Genomic DNA, 13,043 nt, shown 5'->3' on the forward strand with positions numbered 1-13,043 from the left:
GGAGAAGCGCAATGAGCAACCATCAACGACAAGCGTTAAAAATGAGCCGCCGCCGCTTCCTGACCGGCGCCACCGCGCTGGCCGCCGCACCTCTGCTGGCGGGCCTGTGGCCCAAATCTGCGTTGGCGCAAGCCATCAGCCAGGCGCTACCGCAATTTGTGGTATTGCGCCAGGCGCAAAAAGGCATTCTGACCGGCGCACACTGGGGTGCTTTCGAAGCCATAGTGCAGGACGGCAAAATGATCGGCGTACAGCCGGTGAAAGACGATCCTTATCCGAACGAATTGATCACCATGGCGCCCTTCCAGGTGCATGCCGAAAACCGCGTCAAATACCCGATGGTGCGTAAAAGCTGGCTGGAAGGCGGCCCCGGCAGCCGCACTGAACTGCGCGGGCGCGACGAATGGGTGCGCGTCAGTTGGGACCAGGCGATTGAGCTGGTCTGCAACGAAATCACCCGTTTACAGAAAGACCACGGCCCGCAGTCCATCTACGCCGGTTCCTATGGCTGGAAAAGCGTCGGCATGTTGCACAACAGCCGCACGCTGCTGCAACGCCTGATGAACCTGACCGGCGGCTTCCTCGGCTATGCCGGCGACTATTCTACCGGTGCGGCGCAGGTGATCATGTCGCACGTAGTGGGTTCGATGGAAGTTTACGAACAGCAAACCGCCTGGCCCAACGTGATTGAAAACAGTCAACTGGTGGTGATGTGGGGCTGTAACCCGATGATCACGCTGAAAAACAGCTGGAACGTGCCGGATCACTACGGCCAGACCGGTTTTGAGGCATTGAAGAAAAAAGGCACTCGCGTCATCAGCATCGATCCGGTGCACAACGACAGCGCCAAATTTGTCGGCGCACAGTGGATCGCCCCACGTCCTTATACGGACAGCGCCATGCTGATCGGCATCGCCCATACGTTGCTGACCGAGAAACTGCATAACCCGGATTTCCTGAAAACCTACACCGTCGGCTTTGACAAGTTCCAGGCCTATCTGCTGGGCGAAGGCGACGGCACGCCGAAAACCGCCGAATGGGCTGCGGACATTTGCGGCGTAGACGCCGAAGTACTGCGCCAACTGGCGCGTGACATGGCAAAAAACCGCACCATGATCATGGGCGGCTGGGGCATTCAGCGTCAGCATCATGGCGAACAGCAACACTGGTTGTTGGTCACGGTAGCGGCCATGCTCGGCCAGGTTGGCCTGTCGGGCGGCGGCTTTGGTTTCAGCTATCACTACTCCTCCGGCGGCAGCCCGACGGCGAAAGGCGGCATTATTGCCGGTATTTCCGCCGGCAGCTCACCGAAGAACTCCCCTGCACCAATTCCGGTGGCGCGCATCGCCGAATGCCTGGCCAACCCCGGCAAGACCATTAACTTCAATGGCGCGCAGGTTACCTACCCTGAGGTGAAAATGGTGTACGTGGCGGGTGGCAACACCTTCCACCAGCATCAGGACACCAATAACCTGGTCAAGGCCTGGCAGCGGCCGGATACCATAGTGGTGAATGAACCTTACTGGACCGCCACCGCCAGGCACGCCGATATCGTGCTGCCTGCCACCACCAGCTATGAACGCAACGATCTGGAAATGGGCGGCGATTACTCGCAGCTGTACGTGTTCCCGATGCACCAGTGCGTGCCGCCGCAGCATGAGTCGCGCAGCGATTTCGATATCTTCGCGGCGATGGCCGCCAGGCTGGGGGTTCAGGATGCCTTTACCGAAGGCAAAGATGAAACCCAATGGCTCAAAGGTATGTACGACGACATGAAAACCCAGGCGCGCGCCGCCCGGGTGGCCCTGCCGCCGTTCGACATGTTCTGGCAGTCCAACAACTATGTGCGTTTCCTGGTGCCCGAGGCCAATACCCAATGGGTGCGCTTCGCCGACTACCGCGAAAATCCGCTGCTTAATCCGCTGGGCACACCGTCCGGAAAAATCGAGATCTACTCCGACGCCATCGCCAAAATGAAGTATCAGGACTGCCCGGGTATCCCGACCTGGATGCCGCCTCACGAATGGTATCGCGGGCCGGAAGCGGTGAAGTACCCGCTGTCGCTGAATACCGCGCACCCGATCAACCGACTCCATTCGCAACTCGACAACACGCCGCTGCGCAAAAAATATGCGGTAGCGGATCGGGAAGCTATTGTGATCCACCCGCAGGATGCCCAACCGCGTGGCATCGCCAATGGCGATTTGGTGCGGGCATTTAACGATCGCGGCCAGATCCTGGTCGGTGCAGTGGTCAGCGAAGACGTGCGCCCCGGCGTGGTGCGCATCAGCGAAGGCGCCTGGTTCGATCCGGCCGATCCTGCCCAACCGGGGTCGCTGTGCAAAAACGGCAACGTCAACTGCCTGACCTTCGACGTGGGTTCCTCCAGCCTCGCGCAGGGCAATTGCGGGCAAATGGCGCAGTTGCAGATTGAGAAGTATCAAGGCCCGGTGCTGAAAAACACCGCACACGCCGTGCCTGCCGGCGCGTAAACGCCAGACAGGGCGGCGGCGACGTCGCCCTTTTTTAAGCTTATGCGGATAATCGCTTTTCACTGTTAAGCAGAATGAAACCGCTTTTTGTTTTTTTTGTTCTTTCTTGAAAAATGGGCGTATTATTCACCCGACCTCCTTATTCCGACCCTTTGCTGATCTCTATGCCTACATCTACTGCGGTAACGCGACGCTCGCCCGATCTCACTTCGCTGGCCTTTCTCGTCGTGGCTTTTCTCACCGGGATTGCCGGTGCTTTACAAACGCCCACGCTCAGCCTGTTTCTGGCGACGGAAGTGCAGGCGCGACCTTCGATGGTGGGCCTGTTTTTCACCGGCAGCGCCGTCATCGGCATTCTGGTCAGCCAGTTTCTCGCCCGCCGCTCCGATCAAAAAGGCGATCGCAAATCGCTGATTTTCCTCTGCTGCATGCTCGGCGCGCTGGGTTGCGTGCTGTTCGCCTGGAACCGCAATTATTACCTGTTGCTGATCGTGGGTGTGATGCTGACCAGTTTCGGCTCCACCGCCAACCCGCAAATGTTTGCCCTGGCACGCGAACACGCCGATCGCACCGGCCGTGAGGCGGTGATGTTCAGTTCGATTCTGCGCGCCCAGGTTTCCCTCGCCTGGGTAATAGGCCCACCTATCGCCTTCGCGCTGGCATTGGGTTTTGGCTTTAAGGTGATGTATTTGGCGGCAGCGGCTGCATTTATCCTGTGCGGCGTACTGGTATGGAAAATGCTGCCGTCGATGCGCAAAACGCAGGTGACAACCCGTGCCACGCTGGAGGCGCCGCGCCAGAACCGCCGCGATACACTGCTGTTGTTTATGGCCTGCACCTTTATGTGGACCGCAAATGGCATGTATTTGATTAATATGCCGCTGTATATGGTGCACGAGCTGCAACTGTCGGAAAAGCTGGCCGGGATACTGATGGGCACGGCAGCCGGGCTGGAGATACCGACCATGCTGATTGCCGGTATGGTGGCCAAACGCTTCGGCAAGCGCTTCTTGATGCGCTGCGCGGTGGTGGCGGGCCTGCTGTTTTATTTCGGGCTGTTGTTTATCACCGGCAGCTGGCAATTGATTGCCCTGCAACTGCTTAACGCGGCGTTTATTGGCGTGCTGGCGGGGATTGGCATGCTCTATTTCCAGGATTTGATGCCCGGACAGGCGGGTGCAGCCACCACCTTGTTTACCAACACCACGCGCGTGGGCTGGATTATTGCCGGTTCTGTCGCCGGCGTGGTGGCGGAGATCTGGAGTTATCACGCGGTGTTTTATTCCGCGCTGGCGATGGTTGTCGGCGCGGTGCTGTGCCTGTGGAAACTTAAAGACGCTTAACGGTGTTTAGGGCGCGGTATCCGCTTCCAGCTTGATCAGATAGATCAATGCCTGGTCGCGATGATCATGACACATCTCGCGGCTGGCCTGCAGGCTGCCGCACACCTTGGGCCGCAGCGGCGAGTGAAACAGGCCGCAACGCAGTTGCTCACTCAGATGAATGCAGCGGGTATTGGCGGGCTTGCCGTTGGGCATGCCGGGAATGGGGCTGGATATTGAAGGCGCGATACAACAGGCGCCACAGTCGGTACGACAGTCCATCAGCGAGTCTCCCGGTGGGCTGGCGGAATTGAAGCGCGACAATATCAGCACGGCTCATCCGCCGCCAGCATAATCCGGTTATGCTCGCGAATCTTTACACCCTACCTCCATAGCCACAAACCGGCCATTTGCGCGCAGGCCAAAAATACGCCAAAAATGGGCCAATTAACGCCAATTAATGCATGAAACAAGCATATTCACGGCTTTACATGCGCCAATCGCACATGTACCATTGAGCTAGTACAAAAGAACCCACGGCCGATGCGGCCACTCAGGAGCAAAAATGTCCACGGACACCATCCAGAAGCTAGCCCGCCCTTCGGTACTCGGCGGCGCGATGATCATTGCAGGCACCGCCGTCGGCGCCGGCATGTTCTCCATTCCCATCGTCACTTCTGGCGTGTGGTTCAGCGGCTCCGTGGCGCTGTTGATTTATACCTGGGCCTGCATGCTGATTTCCGGCCTGATGATCCTGGAAGCCACGCTGCATTACCCAAGCGGCGCCAGCTTCCATACCATCGTCAAAGATCTGCTGGGCAAAGGCTGGAACGCCATTAACGGCATTTCCATTACCTTTGTGCTGTACATCCTGACCTACGCCTACATTTCCGCCGGCGGTTCGATCATCGCCCATACGCTGGAAGGCATCGTCGGCGTCGGCCAAACCACCGCCGGATTGGTGTTTGCCATCGTGGTGGCGTTTATCGTTTGGTTGTCCACCCGCGCCGTCGATCGCCTGAGCACCATTCTGATCGGCGGGATGGTGATCACCTTTGTGATGTCGGTGGGCGATATGTTCACCCACGTACAACCGGCGGTACTGTTCAACCGCGGCGATGACCAGGCCAGCTATCTGCCTTATGCACTGGCGGCGTTGCCCTATCTGCTGACGTCGTTCGGCTACCACGGCAACGTGCCGGGGTTGGTGAAGTACTACCAAAAAGACAGCCGCGCGGTGGTGCGCAGCCTGGTGTACGGCACGCTGTTGGCGCTGGCGATCTATATCCTGTGGCAGTATGTGATTCAGGGCAACATCGCCCGCGACGCCTTCAAACAGGTGATTGCCGAGGGCGGCAATATCGGCAGCCTGCTCAAGCAAATGGGCAATGTTTCCAGCAGCCAGGCCGTTGGCCAGTTGCTGAACGCCTTCTCTTATATGGCGCTGGCCAGTTCATTCCTTGGGGTATCGCTTGGCCTGTTCGATTATCTGGCGGACTTCTTTAAATTCAGCGATGACACTACCGGGCGCAGCAAAACCGCGCTGGTGACTTTCGCGCCGCCAACGCTGGCCGCCCTGCTGTTCCCGAACGGCTTCCTGTACGCCATCGGCTTCGCCGGGCTGGCGGCCACCATCTGGGCGGTGATCGTGCCGGCGATGTTGGCGCGCGCCAGCCGCCGCCGCTTCCCGCAGGCGCAGTATCGCGCGCCTGGCGGCCACGGCATGATCCTGTTCATCATTCTGTTCGGGGTTATCAACGCCTCCGCTCATTTGCTGGCGTTGCTCGGCCTGCTGCCGGTATTCCAGTAAATCCGCTCAGGGGATGGCGTTCGTCATCCCCTTTCCGTCACTGTTTTTGCGCGATCTGCTTGCCTGAAATCGGCGGCGCGAGTAACTTGTCGCAACTTCTCAAATACTCTTCATTGCAGGTTACTTTATATGGCAAAGGCTAACGAAATTAAGCGCGGCATGGCGATCAATTACAACGGCAAACTGCTGCTGGTGAAAGACATCGATGTGCAAAGCCCAAGCGCCCGCGGCGCCAGCACTTTATATAAAATGCGCTTCTCCGACGTCCGTACCGGGTTGAAGGTAGAAGAGCGCTTTAAGGGCGACGATATTCTGGACACCATCACGCTGTCGCGCCGCAAGGTGAACTTCTCTTATATCGACGGGGAAGAATACGTGTTCATGGATGACGAGGATTTCACCCCGTACATCTTCAAGAAAGACCAGATCGAAGACGAGTTGCTGTTTATTCCTGAAGCCGGCCTGCCGGGGATGCAGGTGCTGACGCTGGAAGGCCAGGTGCTGGCGCTGGAACTGCCGCAGACCGTGGATATGGAAATTGTCGACACCGCGCCGGGCATCAAAGGCGCCTCCGCCAGCGCCCGCAACAAGCCGGCCACCATGGCGACCGGCCTGACCATTCATGTGCCGGAATACCTCAGCGCCGGTGACAAAATCCGCATTCATATTGCAGAGCGTCGCTATATGAGCCGCGCAGACTAGCCCTTCGTCTTTCACGCTGCAGCGTTGTTGGCTACTAGCCCTCACCCCAGTCACTTACCGATGTAAGCTCCTGGGGATGGGTGCTCTTGCTGCCTGGCTGCAGCGTGAAATCCATTGGGCTTATTCTTGCTTTACAACGGCAATTCAGGGAAGAAACGGCGCTTAAGCGCCAGCTCAACGCCACGCAGCTCCGCCAACCCTTTCAGCCGACCAATCGCCGAGTAGCCCGGATTGGTTTTTTTCTTCAAATCATCCAGCATCTGGTGCCCGTGATCGGGACGCATCGGGATCGGCCGGCGATCGCCCGCCTGATGACGCCGCTGCTCCTCGCTCAGGATCGCCTCAATCACCGCAACCATATCCACGTCACCCTGCAGATGGGCACCCTCATGGAAACTCTTCGGGTTCTCTTCGCGGCAGGTGGCGCGCAGGTGGGTGAAATGGATGCGATCGCCGAAAGTATCAATCATCCGAACCAGGTCATTATCCGCACGCACGCCGTAGGAGCCGGTACACATAGTAAAACCGTTATAAAGGCTGTCGACGGTCTGCTTCAACCACTGCATGTCCTCAATGGTGGACACGATGCGCGGCAGGCCGAGGATCGGCCGCGGCGGATCGTCAGGATGCACCGCCAGGCGCACGCCAACCTCCTCCGCCACCGGCACAATGGCGCGCAGGAATACCGCCATATTTTCGCGCAGTTGCGCCTTGTCGATCGCATCGTACTCCGCCAGACGGGCACGGAACTGATCGAGCGTGTATCCCTCTTCGGCACCCGGCAGCCCGGCGATGATATTGCCGGTCAATTTGTTTTTTTCCGCGTCGCTCATGGCAGCGAAATGGGCCGCCGCCTGCGTTTGCTCTTCCGGTGTGTAATCCTGTTGCGCGCCGGCGCGTTGCAGGATGTGCAGATCAAAGGCGGCAAAGGCAATGTGATCGAAACGCAGCGCTTTCGAACCGTCGGGCAGCAGGTACTCCAGATCGGTACGTGTCCAGTCGAGGATCGGCATAAAGTTGTAGCACACGGTATCGATGCCACAGGCCGCCAGATTACGCAGTGACTGCTGGTAATTGGCAATATGCCGCAGGTAATTACCGCTGTGGGTTTTGATCTCTTCATGCACCGGAATGCTTTCCACTACCGACCACACCAGGCCTTTCTCCGCCAACAACGCCTGACGCGCCTTGATCTCATCGATCGGCCAGACTTCGCCATTGGGAATATGGTGCAGTGCGGTGACAACGCCGGTGGCGCCGGCCTGACGCACATCGTCAAGAGAGACAGGATCGTTCGGCCCATACCAACGCCATGTTTGTTCCATTGTTTATCCTTGTAAAAATCGCCGGAGGTTGCGGTGATCAAGATCGCTCAAACCTGACAATCTTGTTATACCAAATGAGATAGATATCATTTATCTTTTACCTTACTCCTTCATGGCCTGCTGTCAAAACAGAAATCGCAGTGGGTTGATCCACTTCACGAATCTGGCTTATTTTGGACTGACCAATTTTATTGATGCGCCGACAGCCTTACACTGGCGGCAGAGAGCCAGTACGATAAACGCGGGAAACAGCCTCACTTGTCGTCTGCAAAACTGGTCTGATAGCTTTTGAAAAGTTACCGGCCAGTACCTTTTACCCAGCTTTGGAGCCTTGAATGAAGACTATCGCCAACTCGCCGCTGCCTGATGCGGTCCAGCAGCCGCGCTACAATCGCAGCGCATTGCAAAGCCGTATGGTGCATATCGGATTTGGCGCTTTCCACCGCGCCCACCAGGCGCTGCTTACCGATCGGGTGCTGAACCGCCAGGGCGGCGACTGGGGTATTTGCGAAATCAGCCTGTCTGGCGGTGTGCCATTGTTCCAGAGCCTGCGTTTGCAGGATCATCTGTATAGCGTGCTGGAGAAAGGCGCGACGGGTAACCAGGCCATCGTGATTGGCGCAGTGAATGAAAGCGTGCATCGCAAACTGGAAGGGATCGAGGCCGTGCTGGAAAAGCTGGCGGAACCTCAGGTGGCGATAGTGTCGATGACCATTACCGAAAAAGGTTACTGCATCGAACCGGGCAGCGGAAAGTTGGATCTGCAACATGAGGCGATCCGCGCCGATCTGGCCAATCCGGGTCAGCCGGCCACCGTTCCCGGCATTCTGGTGGAGGCGCTTCGCCTGCGCCTTGAACGCGGCCTGCCCGCCTTCACCCTGCTCTCCTGCGACAACATTCCGGAAAACGGCCACGTGCTGCGTAATGCAATCATCGGGTTGGCGCAGGAGCGTGACGGCGCACTGGCCGAATGGATTGCCCGGCAGGCCAGCTTCCCCAGCACCATGGTCGACCGCATCGTTCCGGCCGCCACACCGGAAACGCTGGATGACATTGCCGCCGCGCTCGGCGGCGTCCACGATGAATGTGCCATCGCTTGCGAACCCTTTATTCAATGGGTGGTGGAAGATAATTTTGTCGCCGGCCGACCGGCCTGGGAACTGGCCGGGGCGCAGTTGGTCGACGACGTGCTGCCGTTTGAACAGATGAAGCTGCGCATGCTGAACGGCAGCCATTCGTTCCTGGCCTATCTCGGTTATCTGGGCGGCTATCAATACATAAACGACTGCATGACCGACGAGTCTTATCGCCGTGCCGCCCACCATCTGATGTTGGCCGAGCAGGCACCGACACTCAGCGTCAGCGGCATCGATCTGGCCGCCTATGCAGCACAATTGATTGAGCGCTACAGTAACCCTGCGTTGCAGCACCGTACCTGGCAAATCGCGATGGACGGCACGCAAAAACTGCCGCAGCGCATGCTGGATTCGGTCCGCTGGCATCTGCAGCACGGTGGCAGCTATGCCGGCCTGGCATTGGGCGTCGCCGCCTGGATGCGCTATGTCAGCGGCGTGGATGACGCCGGCCAGCCTATCGACATCCGCGATCCGCTGCTGCCTGCGTTGCAGCAAAGGGTAGCCGCTACGCCGGATGATGAGCAGCGGGTTAAGGCGCTATTGGGGCTGAAGACCGTTTTCGGCGAACAACTGCCGGCCGAGGGTGAATTTGTGGCGGCAGTCACCCGCGCTTACCTGTCGCTGCGCGATCGCGGGGCGCGTCAAACGGTGAAAGAGTGGGTTTCGACTCAACTGGCCTGAAGATATAATAGTTATGCCGGGCAACCTGTGCCCGGCATAGTCGAACACCTTAACGATAAACCACGGTCATGACGGCCAATTTTTTCTGCTGATCCACCCACTGCATTTCCGTCGTGCCTAAATTCAGTGGAAGCTCTTTGCGTGAAGCATCGAAATGCGACAGGGTTTGTTGCCCTTGATAGTGCTGCCCATTGCGATAACATTGCGTACTGGCCGTTGAACCGGCAACATCCACCGAGCAGGGGCTTTCTACGACCGAACCGACAAAATGAATAACCCCGCCAGTGGTTTCGGCATGGCCTGCCGCCGTCCATGAAAACAACATTCCTGCGATCAAAAATAACCGAGAGATATTCATGGCACCCTCACTTTTTGTTAACTCAATTTAAACATAGAGGATCTTCTTAGGAATAATCGCAAGGTAAGGGGATCTATTTGATGGATATTCCAGCCATTAATAGCGTAAAAACAAGCTACTAACCGCCAGCATCCTTGTCTAATACAGGGTTTTTGTTGGGAATTTTCCGAACAGCAAGCGTGGATTTCGCCGGTTAAATAACGCATCTTAACCTATTGAATTTGTGACATGGCGCAGGTTAACCCCCGCACACGGCCAGGCATCACGGATTAATGATTGTCCCCATGGACTTTATCAACATCAGGAATCATCAATGACCAAAACCAACCTGATCACCGGTTTTCTCGGCAGCGGTAAAACCACCACCATCCGTCATTTGCTGGCCAACAAGCCGGAACATGAGCGCTGGGCGGTGCTGGTGAATGAATTCGGTGAAATTGGCATCGACGGCGCGCTGCTGGCAGACAGCGGCGCAGTGCTGAAGGAGATCCCCGGCGGTTGCATGTGCTGCGTAAACGGCCTGCCGATGCAGGTCGGATTGAATATGCTGTTGCAACAAAGCAAACCCGATCGGTTACTCATCGAGCCCACCGGCCTGGGCCATCCGAAGCAAATCCTGTCGTTGCTGACGCAAGACAGCTACGCAGGCTGGATCGATCTGCAGGCCACGCTGTGCCTGCTGGACGCCCGCCAGCTCAGCGAGCCGCGCTATCGCGAAAATGAAAACTTTCGCGATCAGTTGGCGGCAGCCGACATTATTTTGGCCAGTAAAAGTGACACCTATCAACCGCAGGATCTATTGGCTTTGCAGCAATGGACGGCGCAAGATCCCAGCCAGCGGCCGCTTTATCCCATAGAACAAGGTCGGGCGAATGTGGATTGGCTCAACCTGCCTCGCACGAATCGCACAGAATTACCGGATGCGCAGCAGCATCATAGCCATGCCAAAACTCAGGGTCTGGCCGCATTACGGCTGCCGGAAACGTCGCGTTGGCGACGGGCGCTCAATCAGGGCCAGGGGTTTACCAGCTGCGGCTGGATTTTTGATGCGGACACGGTGTTCGATACCATTGGCATCATGGAGTGGGTGCGGCTGGCGCCGGTCGAACGCGCCAAAGGCGTGGTCCGCATTGCGGAAGGCACATTGCTGATTAACCGCCAGGGGCAGGATCTTAATATCGAAACGCGCCCTGTCACGCCGCTGGATAGCCGCATTGAACTGATCCACAGCGAAAATGCTGACTGGAACGCCCTGCAATCTCAGCTGTTTAATATTCGTTTAAGTTAAAATCTTTACCGTTAGCATCATTTTATTTTTAGACTTACAACAGGTTATGTCATGACTCGCCGCAATTTACCCTTCATCATTTTCTTCAATTTACTGGGCATTGCGCTGTTTCTGTCCTGGTTCCTGCCGGCTAACCACGGTTACTGGTTTACTTTGGACTCAGCGATTTTCTTTTTCTTCAACCGCCATCTGGCAACCGATCCCGGTTTTCTGCATTTGGTGGCGATCACCAATAACCGCGCCTTTGACGTGATTTCACTGATCGCCATGGGGCTGCTGTACCTGTATTTTTATCTCAAGCAGGATGCCGCCGGCCGCCGCCGTTTGCTGATCACCGGCGTTGTCATGTTGCTGACAGCCGTAGTGCTGAACCAGCTTGGGCACCTGTTGCCGGTGAAACACCCCAGCCCGTCGCTCAGCTTCGAGAATATCAACCGGGTCAGTACGCTGACCGGTATCCCCACCAAAGATGCCTCCAGCGACAGCTTCCCCGGCGACCACGGCATGATGCTGATGATTTTTAGCTGTTTTATGCTGCGCTATTTTAACCGCCGAGCCTTTGCCGTAGCGCTGCTGATCACCCTGGTTTTCTCGCTGCCGCGCGTGATGATCGGCGCCCACTGGTTCACCGATATCGCCGTCGGCTCCCTGTCCGTGGTATTGGTTGGCGCCAGTTGGTGTCTGATGACCCCATTCAGCGACAGATTGATTGACAGGTTGAACCTGATGTTGCCCGGCAAACACCGCCCCGCCCAGTCATAACAAATCGCTATGACCCACAGGAGGCTCGCTCGCCTCCTGATTATTTCAGCGCCGCTTGTTGTTTATTTCTGCATCATTGCGTTAACGCTTTCGTCACCTGATTTCAGGTAAAACCGACACAAGGGACAATCAGCATTTTTTATATGAAGTTTTACATTATGTTACATCACAAATTCATATAAAAAAGGGTGGAAAAAGGCTCGCAATCCCTTATTTGTTGCGGTAATCTCGGATGCGTTTGTGCCTGGTTTACCCTGTTTCAGCATTAAATCCATGAAAAATGTGCGTTCCAGCACGTTTTCAGCGGTAAGCGATTGTCGGGGCAGCAGGTGCAGATTAGGCTCATTTCGTTTGGCATTTTTCAGGTAGCGACTTTCGTCGTTAAGGACTTCAAGGGAAAACAACAACAATGGTCAAATCTCAACCGTTTCTGAGATATTTTTTGCGGGTAGTACCTGCAATTGCCGCAGCGGTAATGCTCTCCGCGTGCAGCTCGACTCACACTTCGAACTTGAATAACGCACAAACTGAGATGCATGCAGTTAATGACAAAAACGGTCTTTTACTGCAAGCCTCTCAGGATGAATTCGAAGCAATGGTCCGTAACGTTGACGTTAAGTCAAAAATCATGGATCAGTATGCAGACTGGAAAGGCGTTCGCTACCGTTTAGGCGGCGAAAGCAAACGCGGCATTGATTGCTCGGCGTTTGTACAGCGCACCTTCCGCGAACAGTTTGGTATGGATTTGCCGCGATCTACCTATGAACAGGAAGACCTCGGCAAGAAAATCGTACGTACCAAACTGCGTCCTGGCGATCTGGTGCTGTTCCGCGCCGGCTCTACCGGGCGCCACGTCGGCATCTATTTAGGTAACGATCAGTTCGTTCATGCCTCTACCAGCAGCGGCGTGATGATTTCGAAATTGAGCGATAACTACTGGAATAAACGTTATCGCGAAGCCCGCAGAGTGCTGACCAGCAGCTGACGGCGCAAACTCCTGATTGTCCTGAATACCAAACGAGCAATAAAACGCTGCCTCCGGGCAGCGTTTTTTTTATCCGAAACGTTACGCTGATAAAAAACTCACCTATTATCATCAAACACACTGTTTAAACGTTTGTCAGTGGAGTAGCTTGCGTAAATAAACAATGAATAATGACTGTAACA

The 13,043-nt window shown here is 56.3% G+C and carries 11 protein-coding genes; 8 read left to right on the forward strand and 3 right to left on the reverse strand.

All coding sequences use genetic code 11. The features are described 5' to 3' along the window. The first annotated feature begins 11 nt into the window (after positions 1–11). Both torA and setB read left to right on the forward strand, forming a co-directional pair. Positions 12–2,492 carry a trimethylamine-N-oxide reductase TorA gene (gene torA, locus D4100_RS11460; RefSeq protein WP_119804399.1) on the forward strand — a complete coding sequence of 827 codons (2,481 nt, stop codon included), beginning with the start codon at positions 12–14 and terminating at the stop codon, positions 2,490–2,492. A gap of 164 nt (positions 2,493–2,656) precedes the next feature. Continuing rightward, positions 2,657–3,835 (forward strand): sugar efflux transporter SetB, encoded by a 1,179-nt coding sequence (gene setB, locus D4100_RS11465; protein ID WP_119804506.1) that lies wholly within the window; start codon positions 2,657–2,659, stop codon positions 3,833–3,835. 6 nt (positions 3,836–3,841) lie between these two features. On the opposite strand, the gene D4100_RS11470 is transcribed toward setB, so the two are convergent. Beyond that, positions 3,842–4,096, reverse strand: a complete 255-nt coding sequence (locus D4100_RS11470) for a YkgJ family cysteine cluster protein (RefSeq protein WP_006317870.1) — start codon at positions 4,094–4,096, stop codon at positions 3,842–3,844. A 283-nt stretch (positions 4,097–4,379) separates the two neighbouring features. Here D4100_RS11470 and mtr point away from each other — a divergent pair, with 283 nt between their 5' ends. Both mtr and yeiP read left to right on the forward strand, forming a co-directional pair. Then, positions 4,380–5,624, forward strand: coding sequence for a tryptophan permease (mtr, locus tag D4100_RS11475; protein ID WP_006317871.1), 1,245 nt, complete (start codon positions 4,380–4,382; stop codon positions 5,622–5,624). A 129-nt stretch (positions 5,625–5,753) separates the two neighbouring features. Beyond that, the gene (gene yeiP, locus D4100_RS11480) at positions 5,754–6,326 is read left to right on the forward strand and encodes an elongation factor P-like protein YeiP (protein ID WP_006317872.1); all 573 of its coding nucleotides are present in this window, start codon (positions 5,754–5,756) and stop codon (positions 6,324–6,326) included. A gap of 131 nt (positions 6,327–6,457) precedes the next feature. On the opposite strand, the gene uxuA is transcribed toward yeiP, so the two are convergent. Continuing rightward, positions 6,458–7,651, reverse strand: a complete 1,194-nt coding sequence (gene uxuA, locus D4100_RS11485; RefSeq protein WP_006317879.1) for a mannonate dehydratase — start codon at positions 7,649–7,651, stop codon at positions 6,458–6,460. A gap of 335 nt (positions 7,652–7,986) precedes the next feature. Here uxuA and D4100_RS11490 point away from each other — a divergent pair, with 335 nt between their 5' ends. Beyond that, positions 7,987–9,468, forward strand: a complete 1,482-nt coding sequence (locus D4100_RS11490) for a mannitol dehydrogenase family protein (protein ID WP_119804400.1) — start codon at positions 7,987–7,989, stop codon at positions 9,466–9,468. Positions 9,469–9,517: 49 nt separating this feature from the next. On the opposite strand, the gene D4100_RS11495 is transcribed toward D4100_RS11490, so the two are convergent. After that, positions 9,518–9,826, reverse strand: a complete 309-nt coding sequence (locus D4100_RS11495; RefSeq protein ID WP_006317890.1) for a type 1 fimbrial protein — start codon at positions 9,824–9,826, stop codon at positions 9,518–9,520. Positions 9,827–10,139: 313 nt separating this feature from the next. Between D4100_RS11495 and D4100_RS11500 the strand changes: the two genes are divergently transcribed. From D4100_RS11500 to mepS, 3 genes are all read left to right on the forward strand, one after another. Continuing rightward, positions 10,140–11,114, forward strand: a complete 975-nt coding sequence (locus tag D4100_RS11500; RefSeq protein WP_006317891.1) for a CobW family GTP-binding protein — start codon at positions 10,140–10,142, stop codon at positions 11,112–11,114. 51 nt (positions 11,115–11,165) lie between these two features. After that, positions 11,166–11,876, forward strand: coding sequence for a phosphatase PAP2 family protein (locus D4100_RS11505; RefSeq protein ID WP_006317893.1), 711 nt, complete (start codon positions 11,166–11,168; stop codon positions 11,874–11,876). A gap of 409 nt (positions 11,877–12,285) precedes the next feature. Beyond that, positions 12,286–12,861, forward strand: a complete 576-nt coding sequence (gene mepS, locus D4100_RS11515; RefSeq protein ID WP_119804401.1) for a bifunctional murein DD-endopeptidase/murein LD-carboxypeptidase — start codon at positions 12,286–12,288, stop codon at positions 12,859–12,861. The last annotated feature ends 182 nt before the right edge of the window (positions 12,862–13,043 follow it).

Source organism: Serratia inhibens, assembly GCF_003591175.1.
GTDB lineage: Bacteria > Pseudomonadota > Gammaproteobacteria > Enterobacterales > Enterobacteriaceae > Serratia > Serratia inhibens.

Coding starts and splice junctions, on each gene's coding strand:
- yeiP (WP_006317872.1), top strand. CDS start 5,754: ATGGCAAAGGCTAACGAAATTAAGCGCGGCATGGCGATCAATTACAAC.
- D4100_RS11505 (WP_006317893.1), top strand. CDS start 11,166: ATGACTCGCCGCAATTTACCCTTCATCATTTTCTTCAATTTACTGGGC.
- torA (WP_119804399.1), top strand. CDS start 12: ATGAGCAACCATCAACGACAAGCGTTAAAAATGAGCCGCCGCCGCTTC.
- D4100_RS11495 (WP_006317890.1), bottom strand. CDS start 9,826: ATGAATATCTCTCGGTTATTTTTGATCGCAGGAATGTTGTTTTCATGG.
- D4100_RS11490 (WP_119804400.1), top strand. CDS start 7,987: ATGAAGACTATCGCCAACTCGCCGCTGCCTGATGCGGTCCAGCAGCCG.
- mtr (WP_006317871.1), top strand. CDS start 4,380: ATGTCCACGGACACCATCCAGAAGCTAGCCCGCCCTTCGGTACTCGGC.
- mepS (WP_119804401.1), top strand. CDS start 12,286: ATGGTCAAATCTCAACCGTTTCTGAGATATTTTTTGCGGGTAGTACCT.
- uxuA (WP_006317879.1), bottom strand. CDS start 7,651: ATGGAACAAACATGGCGTTGGTATGGGCCGAACGATCCTGTCTCTCTT.
- setB (WP_119804506.1), top strand. CDS start 2,657: ATGCCTACATCTACTGCGGTAACGCGACGCTCGCCCGATCTCACTTCG.
- D4100_RS11500 (WP_006317891.1), top strand. CDS start 10,140: ATGACCAAAACCAACCTGATCACCGGTTTTCTCGGCAGCGGTAAAACC.
- D4100_RS11470 (WP_006317870.1), bottom strand. CDS start 4,096: ATGGACTGTCGTACCGACTGTGGCGCCTGTTGTATCGCGCCTTCAATA.